This is a genomic window from Brevibacillus sp. MCWH (assembly GCF_013096935.1).
Classification (GTDB): domain Bacteria; phylum Bacillota; class Bacilli; order Brevibacillales; family Brevibacillaceae; genus Brevibacillus; species Brevibacillus aydinogluensis.
The window spans coordinates 101634-116076 of sequence record NZ_SDLF01000005.1 but is presented as its reverse complement, the minus strand read 5'-3'; the positions used below and the strand labels follow the sequence as shown (position 1 = coordinate 116076).

At 58.5% G+C, this 14443-nt stretch carries 19 protein-coding genes and 1 riboswitch; of the genes, 11 read left to right on the top strand and 8 right to left on the bottom strand.

Going from position 1 to position 14443, the window contains the following annotated elements; all coding sequences use genetic code 11:
• Window positions 1–139: 139 nt before the first annotated feature.
• From ETC00_RS06480 to sspK, 4 genes are all read right to left on the bottom strand, one after another.
• Complete coding sequence (locus ETC00_RS06480) at window positions 140–1258, bottom strand: site-2 protease family protein (RefSeq protein WP_171565148.1); 1119 nt, start codon at window positions 1256–1258, stop codon at window positions 140–142.
• A 117-nt stretch (window positions 1259–1375) separates the two neighbouring features.
• Window positions 1376–1675 (bottom strand): iron-sulfur cluster biosynthesis family protein, encoded by a 300-nt coding sequence (locus tag ETC00_RS06475; RefSeq protein WP_171565147.1) that lies wholly within the window; start codon window positions 1673–1675, stop codon window positions 1376–1378.
• Window positions 1676–1764: 89 nt separating this feature from the next.
• Window positions 1765–2127, bottom strand: a complete 363-nt coding sequence (locus tag ETC00_RS06470; protein ID WP_171565146.1) for a DUF3905 domain-containing protein — start codon at window positions 2125–2127, stop codon at window positions 1765–1767.
• A gap of 42 nt (window positions 2128–2169) precedes the next feature.
• Window positions 2170–2304, bottom strand: a complete 135-nt coding sequence (sspK, locus tag ETC00_RS06465; protein WP_230077763.1) for a small acid-soluble spore protein K — start codon at window positions 2302–2304, stop codon at window positions 2170–2172.
• Between the two features lie 88 nt (window positions 2305–2392).
• Here sspK and ETC00_RS06460 point away from each other — a divergent pair, with 88 nt between their 5' ends.
• The 3 genes from ETC00_RS06460 to ETC00_RS06450 all read left to right on the top strand — a co-directional run bounded on the left by ETC00_RS06460 (window position 2393) and on the right by ETC00_RS06450 (window position 3050).
• Window positions 2393–2665, top strand: a complete 273-nt coding sequence (locus tag ETC00_RS06460; RefSeq protein ID WP_171565145.1) for a DUF3886 domain-containing protein — start codon at window positions 2393–2395, stop codon at window positions 2663–2665.
• Window positions 2662–2808 (top strand): hypothetical protein, encoded by a 147-nt coding sequence (locus ETC00_RS06455; protein WP_171565143.1) that lies wholly within the window; start codon window positions 2662–2664, stop codon window positions 2806–2808. Before ETC00_RS06460 ends, ETC00_RS06455 begins: the two co-directional genes overlap by 4 nt.
• Window positions 2809–2870: 62 nt before the next feature.
• On the top strand, window positions 2871–3050 hold the full coding sequence (locus ETC00_RS06450; protein ID WP_171565142.1) for a hypothetical protein: 180 nt from the start codon (window positions 2871–2873) through the stop codon (window positions 3048–3050).
• Between the two features lie 284 nt (window positions 3051–3334).
• Here ETC00_RS06450 and ETC00_RS06445 read toward each other — a convergent pair whose 3' ends face one another.
• From ETC00_RS06445 to ETC00_RS06435, 3 genes are read right to left on the bottom strand one after another with little or no spacing between them, the layout of a single operon-like run.
• Window positions 3335–4522 carry an ABC transporter permease gene (locus ETC00_RS06445; RefSeq protein ID WP_171565141.1) on the bottom strand — a complete coding sequence of 396 codons (1188 nt, stop codon included), beginning with the start codon at window positions 4520–4522 and terminating at the stop codon, window positions 3335–3337.
• A complete protein-coding gene (locus ETC00_RS06440; protein ID WP_171565140.1) occupies window positions 4519–5238 on the bottom strand; it encodes an ABC transporter ATP-binding protein in 720 nt (239 codons plus the stop codon). Before ETC00_RS06440 ends, ETC00_RS06445 begins: the two co-directional genes overlap by 4 nt.
• Window positions 5239–5265: 27 nt before the next feature.
• Window positions 5266–6540: an efflux RND transporter periplasmic adaptor subunit gene (locus ETC00_RS06435; protein WP_171565139.1), complete on the bottom strand. Its 1275-nt coding sequence runs from the start codon at window positions 6538–6540 to the stop codon at window positions 5266–5268.
• Between the two features lie 235 nt (window positions 6541–6775).
• On the opposite strand from ETC00_RS06435, the gene ETC00_RS06430 reads away from it, so the two are divergent.
• From ETC00_RS06430 to ETC00_RS06395, 8 genes are all read left to right on the top strand, one after another.
• A complete protein-coding gene (locus ETC00_RS06430) occupies window positions 6776–8137 on the top strand; it encodes a glucose-6-phosphate isomerase (RefSeq protein WP_171565137.1) in 1362 nt (453 codons plus the stop codon).
• Window positions 8124–8369, top strand: a complete 246-nt coding sequence (locus ETC00_RS06425) for an excisionase family DNA-binding protein (protein WP_304414723.1) — start codon at window positions 8124–8126, stop codon at window positions 8367–8369. The genes ETC00_RS06430 and ETC00_RS06425 overlap by 14 nt, the downstream gene beginning before the upstream one ends.
• Before the next feature lie 62 nt (window positions 8370–8431).
• Window positions 8432–8544, top strand: a riboswitch (TPP riboswitch).
• 178 nt (window positions 8545–8722) lie between these two features.
• A complete protein-coding gene (gene thiO / locus ETC00_RS06420) occupies window positions 8723–9853 on the top strand; it encodes a glycine oxidase ThiO (protein WP_171565134.1) in 1131 nt (376 codons plus the stop codon).
• A gap of 79 nt (window positions 9854–9932) precedes the next feature.
• Window positions 9933–10877: a S1 domain-containing protein gene (locus tag ETC00_RS06415; RefSeq protein ID WP_171565132.1), complete on the top strand. Its 945-nt coding sequence runs from the start codon at window positions 9933–9935 to the stop codon at window positions 10875–10877.
• A gap of 133 nt (window positions 10878–11010) precedes the next feature.
• The gene (locus tag ETC00_RS06410) at window positions 11011–11412 is read left to right on the top strand and encodes a YugN family protein (protein ID WP_171565130.1); all 402 of its coding nucleotides are present in this window, start codon (window positions 11011–11013) and stop codon (window positions 11410–11412) included.
• A 169-nt stretch (window positions 11413–11581) separates the two neighbouring features.
• Window positions 11582–12031, top strand: coding sequence for an NUDIX domain-containing protein (locus tag ETC00_RS06405; RefSeq protein WP_171565128.1), 450 nt, complete (start codon window positions 11582–11584; stop codon window positions 12029–12031).
• 86 nt (window positions 12032–12117) lie between these two features.
• The gene (locus tag ETC00_RS06400; RefSeq protein WP_171565126.1) at window positions 12118–12918 is read left to right on the top strand and encodes an NAD kinase; all 801 of its coding nucleotides are present in this window, start codon (window positions 12118–12120) and stop codon (window positions 12916–12918) included.
• 36 nt (window positions 12919–12954) lie between these two features.
• Window positions 12955–13671, top strand: coding sequence for an MOSC domain-containing protein (locus ETC00_RS06395; RefSeq protein ID WP_171565125.1), 717 nt, complete (start codon window positions 12955–12957; stop codon window positions 13669–13671).
• A gap of 36 nt (window positions 13672–13707) precedes the next feature.
• Here ETC00_RS06395 and ETC00_RS06390 read toward each other — a convergent pair whose 3' ends face one another.
• Window positions 13708–14433 carry an exonuclease domain-containing protein gene (locus ETC00_RS06390; RefSeq protein ID WP_171565124.1) on the bottom strand — a complete coding sequence of 242 codons (726 nt, stop codon included), beginning with the start codon at window positions 14431–14433 and terminating at the stop codon, window positions 13708–13710.
• Window positions 14434–14443 lie beyond the last annotated feature (10 nt).

Genomic DNA, 14443 nt, shown 5'->3' with positions numbered 1-14443 from the left:
CCTGATGCACAAAGCCGAAAAACCGTCATTCCGCCCCCTGGGGACCCGCTGTCCGGAAAAAACAGCGGTAAGGTGGCCGTCTCACCCGTTTTTGCTCCCGCAACCGACCGCAGAGGCCTGTACGGAAAAAAGCAGCTTGTCAGCGCACGCCCAGCAGGTGCTGGCCGTAGACGAAAAAGGCGGAGAGTACGCCGGCCAGGGCGAGATAGGCGACCAGCACTTTCCACTTGGTGGAGGCAGGTGCCTCGTAATACGTGGTCAGACGGTGCAGCTGCTCCTCCACCCGGGCCAGCTGTTGGCGGGTGGTCTGTTCTGCTTCGGTGAGCAGCGGAGAGGGAGCGGGACGGGACGGATCACCGTCTACAAACAGCACCGGTTCGTGCTCCCACTTCCGGAACAATTCCCAGATCCGATCCGCATACTCTTTGTCCATGGCGATGCGTTCGCGGACAAAACGTTTGTCATCCTGCAAAAACGGGATAGCGAACCCTTTGGGAACCGGGATGGCAAAAGCCTTCTGTTTTTCGGCGCTGAGCCGTTCCCGGGTCTCAATCGACGAGTCGAGCTGCGGCCAGTGGGCAATCTCCTGCAGTACGCCTTCCAGCTTTTCCTTTTCATAACGCAGCACGCGCTGCCGGTACCCTTCCCGCGCACGGCTCCACCAGGTCATCGCTCCGAAGATAAAAATGATGACGATCATCGGGCTGGGGCTGACAAACATCATGAACCCCAGCGCCAGCAGGCCGATCAACCAGATTTTGGTGGACAGCACAGAGACGACCCGTCCGCCGTCCAGCGGCGATACGGGCAGCAGGTTAAACAGGTTGAGCAACGCACCGAGATAGATGACCAGCACCCAGAACGGATCATGCGTCCACCAATAAAGAGGAAGGGCAGGCAAAAAGGCAAGCATGCCAGCCAGCGGTCCGCCGTATGCCAAATACGCTTCAGTGGCGGCGTCACGCGGCTGGTCCTTTATCGCAATAAACGCGCCGGCAAAGGGAATGAACACCGCAGGCGATACCTTGATCCCCTTGCGTTTGGCAGCGATGACGTGCCCCATTTCATGGACAAATATCAAATAGACGAGAGCCGCTGCGAATTTCCACCCGTACATCCAGGCGTACACCCACAGGCTGATGAGCATCGACAGCAGCGTCGTGCCGAACTTTGAAAATTTTAACAGTCCTACAACCCATTTCAGTTTGGTCAGCAGAAAAACGCCAAGGATTACCAGAGCTGACCTGGTTTTGTTCATGCCAGTTCCTCCCGAACGGTAATGCTAGACTCTATTCGGTATACGTACAACGGCGGGAAAAGTTTCCCGGCAAGGGGGCGGCTGATCTCGGGCCCGGTCGGGCGGCTGCTGAAGTGTCTATGTGTCCAGCCGCGGATTGTGAAAGGTAAAGCCGTATTCCCCGTACAAGGCGTTGTAGCGCAGTTCGGCGCCGTCAAAGTACCAGAAGTCGTTCGGGCGAATGACAAAGCGCATACCCTCCACCTCAAAGATTGCGTCGCCCGGCTGCTCCTCGTCTTTTTCAATCGCATAAAACAGGCCGCCGGTGCCGGGACCGCCCGTGCGGACGTACAAGCGCAGCGTGTCGCCGGGGCGGAATCCAGCGTATCGCTGGTAGGCCTGGGCAAACGCCGGTTCGATGGTCACGTGGATGCTCATGATGGAACTCCTCTCTCACAGATCATGTCCATCTATTGTACCATATACGGGAAAAAGCGCCGCTGATGGCACAGCGGCGCATGTTCTCGTCAATCCTTGCCCATGCTGACGTCGTGAGTCGGGTGCATGAACGGCACTCCTTGGGGCGGCTTGTCTTCCAGCAGCTCCTTGTTTTCCGTCGTATTCCAGCCGATGTCATTGGTCGGGTGAACCCATTTGTCGCCGGCCATGACGAACGGGTCTGTCTCCGTGCTCCACTGGTTGAGCGGCGATTCGGGTGAATTGTAAAAGCTGTCGCCGATCACGACGCCGTGTTCGTTGACGAACGGTTTTTGCATGGAGCGGGTCGAGTTTTTAAAATCAGGTGCGTTAATCTGATGGGGAAGCGTGCCATCGATCGAGACGTCTTTATTCACTTCCGTCTTTTGTTCCGTCTTTTGATTGCGGTCCATCGTGAGCACCTCCTCCGGGCGAAGGTTTTGCGCCTGTTGCTCTTACCGGTTTTCTTTTAGCCGCTCTTGTGGTTCACTATTGATGGAGCCGTCAGAGCGGATCGCTTCGGACTGGGCTTTCGGCCTGCTGATTCCGGGGGACTTGCCGAAATCTTTTTCCTTATTGCGTACCATCATCTGCCCTCCTCTTGTGTCGCTTGGTGTTAGTATGACCGGAAGCAGCAGTAATGATGAACAAGCAAACGGTGAAAGGAGAGAATGGACCATGGCGAAGAAACAGCGGCGCCAACCGCAGCGGCCGACGGCACAACCGGCTGCCGCGGAGGTGAAAACGGGTCTGAACCTGAAAGAGATGCTGAGCCAGGAAGCGTTAGACAAGCTGAAAATGCTGGAGCGGGAGGTAAAAGCGGCCCGCGAGCGGGAAGAACAGGAAGCAGCGGAGCGCAGACGGCGGGAGCAGGAAGAGCGGGAGCGCAACAAGAGCTTTGCCGAACTGCTGGAAGAGTATGAGAAAAAAGGCGGAGGCAAGTACAATTGACGGCGGGCGGGGACGGACGGAGGCAGCGGCCGGACACGTCGAAAAACGGCCTGATGAAAAAGCGGCAGCTCACACTCAAGGATGAATCACTCAAGGAGCGGGGACGCGAAATCTTGTCCCGACTGGGGAAAAAGGACAGATAGGCGTACAGGGATTTTTTCCCCGCCTTTCCCATATAGCTATAAGAAGGGAAGGGGGGAGCCCCATGGGGACAATCCTGCTGTTTGTCAGCATCTTCTGCGTGGCGGTAGGCACTTGGCGGCTGATCGGCATATACAAGGAGGGCAAGCCCGAAAGCAAATGGCTCTGGTGGACGGTGGCCAGCGTGGGGATAACGCTCTTTTTTCTCCTGAAACTGGTCACGGACACTCCGGCGCTCTATTGAAAAAGCACCTGCAAGCGCTATGGTCAAACTCCCATAGATGCAGACATGAAGAAACGCCCTGCCGTTGGGCAGCAAGCTGACGCCTGTACGCTGCAGGCGTTTGCTTTTTTGTTGAGCTGAAGACGTTCTTCGTGCGGCGGCGAGACATGCTGATCTGATCAGTCTGCAATATGGAGTGCACTTCAGCGCTTACAGGTGCTTTTTTTGCGTTCGATTCGGGATATGTCCATCAGGCAGGCGGACGCTTCCGTGCGGTTGGGCGAAAGTGCCCCGCGAAGGCGTCGTTATTCGTATCGCAGCGCCTCGATCGGGTCCAGCTTGGCGGCCTTGTTGGCCGGGTAGAGGCCAAAGAAGATGCCGATCGCGCTGGAAAAGGCAAAGGCGATCAACACGCTGTTCCAGGACATGAGCGGCGGCAGTTTGGCAAAGTAGGAAATCAGCGCGGCGGTGCCAAGACCGAACAGGACGCCGATCAGCCCGCCAATCAGGCAGACGATCACCGACTCGATCAGAAACTGGACGAGAATGTCACTTCGTCGCGCTCCCAGCGCTTTGCGAATGCCAATCTCGCGGGTCCGCTCGGTGACGGAGACGAGCATGATGTTCATGACGCCCACGCCGCCGACGACCAGCGAAATGCCCGCGATCACGCTGAACACCGTCGTCAGTATGCCGGTCACCTGGTTGAACTGGCTGACCTGCTGCTGCATGCTCACGGCCCGGTAGTGGCTTTCTTTCTGGTGCTTGCGGCTCAGGTACTGGATCGCCTGCTGCATGGCGGCATTGACCGACTCCTTGTCGGTGGCCTTGCCGATCAGGTAGCTGACCCATGGCTCTTCGTAGCGGCTCTGGTCAAACCGGATGGGCAGGTAGGCGCTGTAGGACTGCTCCACGTCAAAGCGAAACTTGTCTTCCTTGAACGTGCCGATCACCACCAGCGAGGTGCTGCCCATGCGGACGCGCTGGCCCAACGGGTTCATCTGGCCGAACAGCTTCTGTGCCAGTTCTTCCTCCAGAACGATCACCGCCCGCAGTTCCTTGTCATCGGCGGCGCTGAAAAAACGTCCTTTGGACACTTTAATGGTCGGCTGCACCTTGGGAAAATCGGCCGTCGTGGCATACAGGTTGACGCGCTCTTCCTTTTTTGGTCCCTTGAGCATTGCCATGGATTGGTTCATCGGCACGATGTGTTCGATGTTGGGACTGATTTTGCTCAGCACGTCGGCGTCCTCTACCGTAAGGTCTTCCGGCGCATGCTCTTGCTTGCTGTTGTAATCAACAAAGACGTTGAACGAGTTTTGACCGAATTTCTCCATCTCGCTGATGATGGCTTTCTGTCCGCCTTCCCCCAGGGCGGTGACGGCGATCACTGAAGTAATCCCGATCACGATCCCCAGCATAGTCAAGCCGGAGCGCATCTTGTTTGCCCAAATGCCTTCCAGGGCGGTGCGAAAACTTTCCCAGACGTTCATGTCGTGATCACCTCGTCGGACGGAACGGCAATCAGCCGGTTTTCCACCCGTTCGTCGCGGATGATGACGCCGTCCTTGAATGTGACGATGCGTTCCGCGTGCTGGGCGATGTCCGGCTCGTGCGTAACCAGGATGATGGTGACGCCCTGGCTGTGCAGTTCCTGAAACATGGCCATGATTTCGGTGCCGGAGCGGCTGTCCAGGTTGCCGGTCGGCTCGTCAGCCAACAGGATGGACGGCCGATTTACCAGCGCGCGGGCAATGGCCACGCGCTGCCGCTGCCCCCCGGAGAGCTGTGTCGGCTTGTGGTGGACGCGTTCAGCCAGTCCGACCCGCTCCAGCGCTTCCAGTGCCCGTTTTCGCCGTTCCGACCGTCCTACACCGGCGTACATCATCGGCAGTTCCACGTTGTGCAGCGCCGTGGAACGGGGCAGGAGATTAAAGGATTGAAAGACGAAGCCAATTTTTTGATTGCGCACCTGCGCGAGCTGCTTGTCGGACAGTTTGCTGACTTCAATCCCGTCCAGCGTGTAGGTGCCGGAATCAGGTCTGTCGAGGCAGCCGAGCATGTTCATGAATGTCGATTTGCCGGAGCCGGACGGCCCCATGATGGCGACGAATTCCCCTTTTTCCACGGTGAGCGAGACACCTTTCAGGATGGGCAGTACCGACTCGCCCGTCTTGTACGATTTTGTCAGGCCTTCGACGTGCAGCATCGGTCGACCTCCTTTCTTCCGAACAGGTTAGATGCCCGAATTCTGCGGTTCCTCGGATGACAGGACCGGTGCGTTCTCCTGGAGGGTGTCAAACGGACCGAGAATCACTTGTTCGTCCCCTTTCAATCCCGACGTGATCTCAGCGAACAGCTCGTTTTCCACGCCCACGGTCACTTTCCGCTTTTTCGCCGCGCCGTTTTCCGCCACCCAGACAAACGTGCTGCCGTCCGCTTCCTGCTGCACCGCTTCGATCGGCACCTGCCGGGCGTTGTCGATCTTTTGCACGGATATGTCGATGTCGACGTGAAAGCCAGGTTTCAAGGCGGACAAGTCTCCGCTTGGTTCCAGCGTCACTTTTACCCGGGTCTTTTCTCCTTGTCCCGAGCTGTTTGGCGTCGTGACGGCGATCGGGGAGATGCGGATCACCTTGGCGTTCAGCCTTTGCTTGCCCAGCGCGCTGCCTTCGATCACCGCAGTCTGCCCGAGTTTGATCTTGCTGACGTCGGACTCGTTGATGTCCGCTTCGATCAACAGGTGGTTCAGATTGGCGATCGTCAGGATTTCCGTTCCCTTGTTCACGTATTGGCTGTTTTCTGCGGCCCGGTCGATGACTGTGCCGTCGGTCGGGGCGACCAGCACGCTTTGCACGCGTTCTTTTTCCAACAGGGCCTTCTCCGCCAGGCGGGAGTTGATCTGTGCCTGCAGGGAGGCGATCTCTTCCTTGCGCGGCCCTTTTTGTTTCAGCGCGTACTGCTGCCTGGTCACGTTGAGTTGAGACAGCGCCGAGTCCAGCTGCGCCTTCGCCTTGTCCAGCTCCTGCTGGGTAGTGGCGCCTGACTCATGCAGCTGCCGGATGCGCTCGTACTCCCGTTTGGCATTGTCGTAATCCCGCTCCGCCTGGGCGACGCGCTCCCGCTCCTGCTCCAGTTCTTCCGGTTCGCTGCCGGCCTGTGCCTTGGACAGGTTGGCCCGGGCCAGTTCGATCTGCGCGTCGATCTCCATGATCCGGCTTTCCACGTCAGACGTGTCGATCTTGCCGATGACCTGTCCCTTTTTGACGACATCCCCCTCCTTCACGGCAAACTCGCGCAGGATTCCGCTGACATTGGCGTATACCCGTTGCTTGTCTGCGACAGTGACGATCCCGGAGGTGAGTACCTTGGTCTCCAGCGCGGCCGTGGTGACCTTTCCCACGCTTACAGGCATTCCTGCTCCCTGCGGTGAGCCCAACAGGGCCATGCTTGCGGCTCCCACGCCCAGTACGACAGCGACGGAGCCGACGATCCACCAGCGTTTTTTCATACGATCCTGTCTCCTTGATCCATCATGATATAAGATTCAAATGATAAGATTCGAATGGTTTTACGCGGCTGAAGGGAAAAGGTAACAATTGGGCTGGAATCGTTCACAAAATGTTCACAATTATACGGCAAATTTCTTCGCCGCAGGACAGATCCGACTTCTTTCTCTGCCGGCTCAATGTCAAACATGATAAGATGAGAAACAGATACAAACATGTCTTTTTATGGAGGGAACCATGAACCAAGTTCTTCGTTTCGACTGCTCGAATGCTCTGGGCTTTGTCCGGCCGCACGAATGGACACAGCTTGCCCCTGCAATCAAACAGGCACACGAGTTGTTGCACAACAAGACGGGGGCTGGCAGTGATTTTCTCGGCTGGGTCGATTTGCCCATTCACTATGACAAGGATGAATATGAACGGATCAAACAGGCAGCCGCGAAAATTCAAGCGGAGTCTGATGTGCTGCTGGTCATCGGGATCGGCGGTTCGTACCTGGGGGCCAAAGCCGTCGTGGATGTGCTGGGCCACCACTTTTACAACCTGCTGCCCAAGTCCAAACGGCGCACGCCGGAAATTTACTTCGTCGGCAACAATATCAGCCCGGTCTACGTCTCCCATCTGATGGATGTTCTCGAAGGGAAAGACGTGTCCATTAATGTCATCTCCAAATCGGGCACCACGACGGAACCGGCCATCGCGTTTCGTCTGTTCCGCGCCTGGTTGGAGAAAAAATACGGACGTGAGGAAGCGAAAAAACGCATCTACGCGACTACGGACAAGGCGAAAGGCGCGTTGAAACGGCTGGCTGACGAGGAAGGGTACGAAACGTTCGTCATCCCCGACGACGTCGGCGGACGCTACTCCGTGCTGACTGCAGTAGGTCTTTTGCCGATTGCCGTGAGCGGCGCCGATATCGATGCGCTGATGCAGGGCGCTGCTGCTGCCCGCGAGCGTTACCTGACGCCTGTTCTGGAAGACAATCCGTGCTACCAGTACGCGGCTGTCCGCAACGCGCTCTACCGCAAAGGCAAAACCGTCGAGCTGCTGGTCAGCTACGAGCCGCAGTTCCGCTATTTTGCCGAGTGGTGGAAGCAGCTGTTCGGCGAGTCGGAGGGCAAGGACGGCAAGGGGATTTTTCCTGCATCTGCCGAGTTCTCCGCCGATCTGCACTCGCTGGGACAATACATCCAGGACGGCATGCGCCACCTGTTTGAAACAGTGGTGGCTGTGTCCAAGCCGGCGGTGGACGTTACGATCAGCGAAGATCCGGACGATCTCGACGGGTTGAATTTTCTCTCCGGCAAGGGCATGGACTTCGTCAACAAAAAAGCGTTTGAAGGAACGCTCCTGGCCCATGTGGACGGCGGTGTGCCCAACCTCGTGGTGGAAATTCCGGAAGCGACGGCCTACCATCTCGGTGAGCTGATCTACTTCTTTGAAAAGGCATGCGGCATTAGCGGATATCTGCTCGGGGTCAACCCGTTTGACCAACCCGGAGTGGAAGCCTACAAGGCGAACATGTTCGCCCTGCTGGGCAAACCGGGGTATGAACAGCAAAAAGCAGCACTGGAAGCGAGACTGCGTGGAAAGCAATAAGACGTACCTGACTGTGTCCGAGACCGCTGCCTACCTGGAACTGCCGGAGACGTTTATTCTGGAAAAAATCCGCGAGGGACGCATCCGTGCCGTTCACAACGGCGAAGAATACCTGATCAACAAGGACCAGTTTCAACATCATCTGGAACAGATCCGCAAACTGAGGGAATGGGAGGAGGCGACCCGAAACGAGCCCATTCCTGAAAGCTACGATGTGAAAGACGAGGACTGAGCGCCGCGCTCTTGCCAGGGAGCGGCCGCAGGTCTATACTGAAGGGTGTAAACGACATAACGGAAAGCTACTGGGGGAGTCCATCACGCAGGGCTGAGAGGACGGAAGCGATGACCGTCGACCCTTTGCACCTGATCCAGATCATGCTGGCGCAGGGAAGTGGTTGCAAGCAAAAGAGCAGTCTGTGTTTGCGGATGTGCATCGGCCCACCTTTCCTGCCGGGGAAGGTGGGCTTTTTGCATGCTTTCGTCCGGTGGGGCGGCATCAGCGGGGTGGCAGGAGAACAGCGCGTTTACCCAGGCTTCGCCGCTTGAGCAGGGCGGGGCGCAGTTCCATCGAGGAGAGGAAGAACCATGACGAATTGTTTGATTGTAGGCGGAGGCATCATCGGATTAAGTTTGGCTTACGAGCTGTCGCGGCGCGGGTTGTCCGTCACGGTGGCAGAGCAGGGGGCGTGGGGCGGCCAGGCGTCTTCCGCAGCGGCCGGCATGCTGGCTCCGCTCAAGGAATTTTCCCAGCCAGGCCCGCTGCTTGATTTGGGCATCGAGTCGCTTCGCCTCTACCCGGAATGGGCGGCGGAGCTGGAAGCAGAGGCGGGCAGAGATGTGCAGCTTTGCATCGACGGGCTGTTGACCGTGGCGTTGACGGAAGAGGAAGCGGAGCAGTTGCGCGCAAAGTTCACCTGGCAGCGGGAGAGCGGTTACGATGTCCGCTGGCTGACCGGAGCGGCCATCCGCGACGTTGAACCGCTGTTGACGGATCGGGCGATCGCGGCGATCCACTCGCCATCCGAAGGGCATGTCAACAACCGGATGCTGCTGCAGGCACTGGTGACGGCGTGCAAGCGGCGGGGCGTGACGCTGCTTTCCGGCTGCGTGGTGACGGGCTTCGTCACGGAAGGAAGCCGGGTGGTGGGCGTCGAGACGACTGCGGGATCGCTCTTTGCCGACGAAACCATTATCGCCTCCGGGGCGTGGGCCGGCATCGCGATGGGCTGGCTGGGGCTGTCCATTCCCGTTCTCCCGGTGCGTGGACAGATCGCAGCGGTCGACTCGGCGGGGATTCCGCTGCAGACAGTGATTTTTGGCAGCACGGGCTATATCACCCCCAAACGGGACGGCAAAATCGTCCTCGGCGCTACGGAAGACGAGGCCGGCTTCCAGCGGGAGGTCACGCTGGAAGGCTTGACCGGCGTGCTGAACGGCGTGATGCCGTATGTGCCGGCGCTCTCATCGGCCCCGTTTTTGGAAGCATGGGCGGGACTGCGCCCGGCTACCGCCGACGGCAAACCATTGTTGGGGCCGGTGCCGGGATGGTCGGGATTGTCGCTCGCCGGCGGACACTTTCGCAACGGCATTCTGCTTTCTCCGATCACAGCCAAGCTGATGGCGGATTATCTGGAACAGGGACGGACAGAACGGCTGGAACCGTTTTTGCCCGAACGCTTTACGAGTGTCGTGTCACAAGGCCGCAAAATGGGCTAGACTTGCCTGGAAAAATAGACACCTCCCCACACACAGGCGTATATCGTAATACAGAAACGACAAAAGGGGAGGAGTTTTCATGGAGTCGTCGCAAAAACAACTGTTTCAGGCTGAACCGGCGGCGGTCAGCATGTTAAAGGATATGCGTGAAACCGTGCAGGAGATTTGCAAGAAGCACGCGCGGCAAAAGGTACGGATCGAAGCGATGGACGGTCGTGTGTACGAGGGCAAAATTCTCGATGTTGACGATTTCCACGTCTACGTGGAAATTGAGGAAAACGATGAGGGGCCGGCCGATGTTATGGGAGCTGTGGAGCCGGTCTCCAGCCGGTATCCGCAAAAATCACGACCGCAAGACGGATGTCCGCCTCGGGAGAGTGCCGTCAGTCCATACGGTACGACAGGTCCCAACGTCAGTCCGTACGGGATGGTAAGTCCCTACGAGATGGGGCCCGGCGTCAGTCCGTACGGGATGGTGAGTCCCTACGAAGTGGGGCCGAATGTCAGTCCGTACGGGATGGTAAGCCCATACGAGATGGGGCCTGACGTCAGCCCGTACGGGATGGTAAGTCCTTACGAGATGGGTCCCAACGTCAGTCCGTACGGGATGGTAAGTCCCTACGAGACCGGCCCCGCTGAGAGTCCGTACGGGATGGTGAGTCCCTTTGAGTCAGCCGGTCCGTCCGGCAAATCTGAGGGAATGGTGAGCCCCTACGAGCAAACCGCACCGTTTGAACAACCTGCCGAAATGGTAAGTCCGTACGAAGCGGTCAGTCCCTACGAAACCGCTGGACCCCAGGGCAACGTCACGCTGCAAAACAACATCAATTTGTATGGCAACCCGTATTCCCAGGTAAGCCCGTATACTGATTTCAGTCCATACCCATACCCCAGCTATCCATACTTCTACCCTGTTCCGTTCGGCGTGTTCAGAGTGCCTGTTCACAAGAAGAAAAAGCGCCGTTGCCGCCGCAAGGTGATTCCTCTGGCCCTGTTTACCCTGCTGTCGATTTCCCTCATTTGACCATAACACCAGCACGAAGCCTCTGCCGGGCTGTATCCGGCGGGAGGCTTTTTCCATTTTCACCGATGTTTGAGTACAACCGCGCCGTTTGTCGCACACTACCGGGTAGAATCCGAAAAAGGCAGGGATGGAGATGCAACCGATTGAAAGCAGTTTGGCGGGTACGAGAGGCACGTTTGGATTCTTTCGCGAATCGCTCGAACCGGACGGCTTTACCCTGGCCAACTGGGATTACCACCGGGGGTATTTTGACCGCAAGCTGGACGATCAGGGGATGGTGTATCTGCGGCTGCCGGTGACGGTCATGGAAGGGGAACTGGACAGCCCGGACGCCTGGTTGGAACTGGGGACGCCGTTTGTGCTGAAACACGTCTACCAGACCGGTGTGGAGGAAGACATCGGCTATTACTCGCCTGTCGCCTCGGCTGCCATGAACCAGTTTCAGGAGCCGGTGGACAAGGACGCACCTGTGGAACAGGTCTGGATGCGCAAGGCGGAGGCGATTGTCCGGGAGTTGGAAAAACGGTTTGCCTAGCATTAACGGGCCCAGAATAGGGCCCGTTTTTTGCGAATAACACCGGATTGCAATTCCTGATTCTGCCATCTGGCACTGCGCTGACCTGCCGTGTGCCTGCTATGGCGGTGGATTTCGCGGTAGTGTAGAATGGTAGCAACAGGAATGGAATCACAGGGAGTGGAAAACGATGGCCTGGTACTACCCGCTGCTCAAACTGTATTGGCGTATCCGCAGGCCGCTGACGCTGGGTGTCCGGCTGATTGTCACGGACGATGAAAAAGGCGTGCTGCTGGTGCGCCACACGTATGTGAGCGGATGGTATTTGCCGGGCGGAGGAGTGAAAAAGGGAGAGACGTTTTTGGAGGCGGCCCGGCGTGAGCTGTGGGAAGAGTGCGGCATAGAGGCGAGCGAGATGAGGATCTGCCACCTCTACTACAGCGAGCGGGAAGGGAAGCGGGATCACATCGCGCTGTTCCACGTCACCCGGTACCGCCAGCATGAACGGCCAAAGTCTGACCCGGAAGTGGCGGATATGCGCTTTTTTGCTTGGTCAGAATTGCCGGAGCAGTTGTCGCCTGCGACGAGGCGGCGGCTGGAGGAGTTTCGCTCCGGCCGTTTTGCGGCGGAGCGCTGGTAGCCCGCGTCGGCATCCCGGCCACCGGAGTGTTCCTGTAACATTGTGAATAGCAGGCATGTATGTGCGTAAAGTGAGGGTAGACCACCATGAAAATTGCCACCGTACTGCGGAATGACGACTACTCCCGGGAGGTAGAACGGGAGCTGAAGGAAAAACTGCTGGGCGAGGACAGCCCGTACTGCTTTGTCCGGGAAGAGGGCGAGACGCCTGATCTCGTGCTCTCCATCGGCGGGGACGGAACGCTGTTGGAAGCGGTGCATCAATACGGCTTTGAACCGACATACGTCGGCATCCACACCGGCCATTTGGGCTTTTACGCGGACTGGCGGCCAAACGAGCTGGATGCGTTCGTACAGGCTCTCAAAGAGCAGACGAAGCCGTTTGTCGCCGAATACCCCACCGTTTCGTGCCGCATTCTGACCCGCGACGGCCGCATCATTCACAAATGGGCGCTCAACGAACTGGTGATCCGCAATGCGTCCCTGTCCACGCTGGTGGCCTGTGTGTACATAAACGGCGACGAGTTTGAGACGTTTCGCGGAGACGGCCTGATCGTCTCTTCCCCGTCTGGAAGCACGGCGTACAACAAAGCGGTGAACGGAGCGCTCGTCCATCCTTCCATCGAAGCGATTCAGCTCTCGGAGATCGCATCGATCAACAATCAGGCCTACCGGACGATCAACAGCTCGCTGGTGCTGCCCAAGCACCACGAGGTCGAACTGATCGTGATGAATCCACAGATCATGATCGGGTTGGACCGGGAGCAGGCAGTCTGGCAGGACGTGTGCTCCATCACCTGCCGCGTCGGCGTGGACAAAGTGAAGTTTGCCCGCTACAAGCGGCTCACGTTTTGGAGCCGGGTGCGCAATTCGTTCATTACGGGATAGAGAAACGCTGGAAAACAGGCGGAGGAGGCGGCTGGGATGAAAAAAGCGGGGACGCTTGCGGCGATTTTTCGTCATCCCGTCAAGGCTATGGGCGGCGAGCGGCTGACGACGTGCCGCGTGGACGCATTTGGCGTGTACGGCGACCGGGGCTATTACTTCCGGGACAGGAACGGCAAGTATCTCAGTGCGGATGCAGTTCCGGGCGTCTTGGGCTTCACCGCCCGGCTGGCAGCGGAGAGCGGCGAGGACGCCTATCCGGAGGTGCGCGTGACCGCGCCGGACGGTACCGTGTACGGCTGGGAGGAGACGCTGTTCGCCAGGGTGGCTGAGACGACGGGACGGCCGGTGACTGCTGTGCGCAGCACACCGCGTGAAGGCGGAGAAAACTGGGAAGATCACATCCTGCTGGTGACCGATGCCTCGCTGCGGGAGATCGCCCGCCTGATTGGCCGGGAGAGTCTGGACCCTCGCCGCTTTCGGGCCAATTTTGTAGTCGTGCTGGATGAGGACACGCCGTTTGCCGAGGATGCCTGGCTGGGCAGGCGGCTGCGCATCAATGACGTGGAACTGCAGGTGAACAAGCCTTGCGAACGCTGCATCTCCATCAACATCGACCCGGATACGCTGGAGCTGCATCCGGCTGTGCTGAAAACGGTGGTAAAGCGGCACCGCAACCACTTCGGCGTGTACGCGTCCGTCGTCACCCAGGGGCGGGTGTCGGAAGGCGACGAGGTATTTGTGGAAGAACCATGACGGAAGGCTGTCCGACAAGACTGACGGACAGCCTTTTTATCTGAGTTCCTCGTAGATCTCCCCCAAATCGGTATATCCCTGCTCAATCGCCTTTCTCAGGTAGATCCCCCAGAGCGAGGCGGCGGCGACGGCATCGCAGTAGGCGTGGTGACGGCGGGAGATGTGAATGCCGTGGGCGGCGCACAGGGCGTCCAGCGAGCTGTTGCCGATCACCTCGCCCGACACGCGGACCAACAGCATGGTGTCCAGCAGCCGATGCGTAAACCGCCGGCGGCCATGTTTCCATAACGCCGCCCGAAAAAACTGCCGCTCGTGGCGGGAGTGGTGGGCGACCAGCGGCCGGTCGCCGACAAACTGGAAAAAGCGCTGGAGCGCGGCAGCCGGATCGGGCGCGGTGCGAACCATCTCGTCGCGTATCCCGGTAAGGGAGGCGATGTGGGGAGGAATCGGCCGGCCGGGGTCGACCAGGCTGTAAAACGATTCTCCCAAAAGCAGTTGGTCTCCCCGCATCGCCACGGCACCGATGGAGAGGATGGTGTCACCGCGGTCAGGGGAAAAGCCAGTCGTCTCCAGATCGACGACGACCACTTCCAAATCGGCGAGCGGCAGCCGGCCCTCCGCTTCCTTTCGTTCGCGCCGCAGCGAGCGGAGAAAGGCGATTAGCCCCGGATTGCCAAGGTCCCGGTCCGCTGACGGCATTCGAACTGTCTCAGCGGCCCGGCTCATCTGCCGCAAGCGTTCCCACAGGTCTCTGGTGTGCATGCCGGCACCT

Excerpts from the sequence above, each read along its gene's own strand:
- ETC00_RS06480 (WP_171565148.1), bottom strand. The coding sequence starts at position 1,258 with ATGAACAAAACCAGGTCAGCTCTGGTAATCCTTGGCGTTTTTCTGCTG.
- ETC00_RS06475 (WP_171565147.1), bottom strand. The coding sequence starts at position 1,675 with ATGAGCATCCACGTGACCATCGAACCGGCGTTTGCCCAGGCCTACCAG.
- ETC00_RS06470 (WP_171565146.1), bottom strand. The coding sequence starts at position 2,127 with ATGGACCGCAATCAAAAGACGGAACAAAAGACGGAAGTGAATAAAGAC.
- sspK (WP_230077763.1), bottom strand. The coding sequence starts at position 2,304 with ATGATGGTACGCAATAAGGAAAAAGATTTCGGCAAGTCCCCCGGAATC.
- ETC00_RS06460 (WP_171565145.1), top strand. The coding sequence starts at position 2,393 with ATGGCGAAGAAACAGCGGCGCCAACCGCAGCGGCCGACGGCACAACCG.
- ETC00_RS06450 (WP_171565142.1), top strand. The coding sequence starts at position 2,871 with ATGGGGACAATCCTGCTGTTTGTCAGCATCTTCTGCGTGGCGGTAGGC.
- ETC00_RS06445 (WP_171565141.1), bottom strand. The coding sequence starts at position 4,522 with ATGAACGTCTGGGAAAGTTTTCGCACCGCCCTGGAAGGCATTTGGGCA.
- ETC00_RS06440 (WP_171565140.1), bottom strand. The coding sequence starts at position 5,238 with ATGCTGCACGTCGAAGGCCTGACAAAATCGTACAAGACGGGCGAGTCG.
- ETC00_RS06435 (WP_171565139.1), bottom strand. The coding sequence starts at position 6,540 with ATGAAAAAACGCTGGTGGATCGTCGGCTCCGTCGCTGTCGTACTGGGC.
- ETC00_RS06430 (WP_171565137.1), top strand. The coding sequence starts at position 6,776 with ATGAACCAAGTTCTTCGTTTCGACTGCTCGAATGCTCTGGGCTTTGTC.
- thiO (WP_171565134.1), top strand. The coding sequence starts at position 8,723 with ATGACGAATTGTTTGATTGTAGGCGGAGGCATCATCGGATTAAGTTTG.
- ETC00_RS06415 (WP_171565132.1), top strand. The coding sequence starts at position 9,933 with ATGGAGTCGTCGCAAAAACAACTGTTTCAGGCTGAACCGGCGGCGGTC.
- ETC00_RS06410 (WP_171565130.1), top strand. The coding sequence starts at position 11,011 with ATGCAACCGATTGAAAGCAGTTTGGCGGGTACGAGAGGCACGTTTGGA.
- ETC00_RS06405 (WP_171565128.1), top strand. The coding sequence starts at position 11,582 with ATGGCCTGGTACTACCCGCTGCTCAAACTGTATTGGCGTATCCGCAGG.
- ETC00_RS06400 (WP_171565126.1), top strand. The coding sequence starts at position 12,118 with ATGAAAATTGCCACCGTACTGCGGAATGACGACTACTCCCGGGAGGTA.
- ETC00_RS06395 (WP_171565125.1), top strand. The coding sequence starts at position 12,955 with ATGAAAAAAGCGGGGACGCTTGCGGCGATTTTTCGTCATCCCGTCAAG.
- ETC00_RS06390 (WP_171565124.1), bottom strand. The coding sequence starts at position 14,433 with ATGCACACCAGAGACCTGTGGGAACGCTTGCGGCAGATGAGCCGGGCC.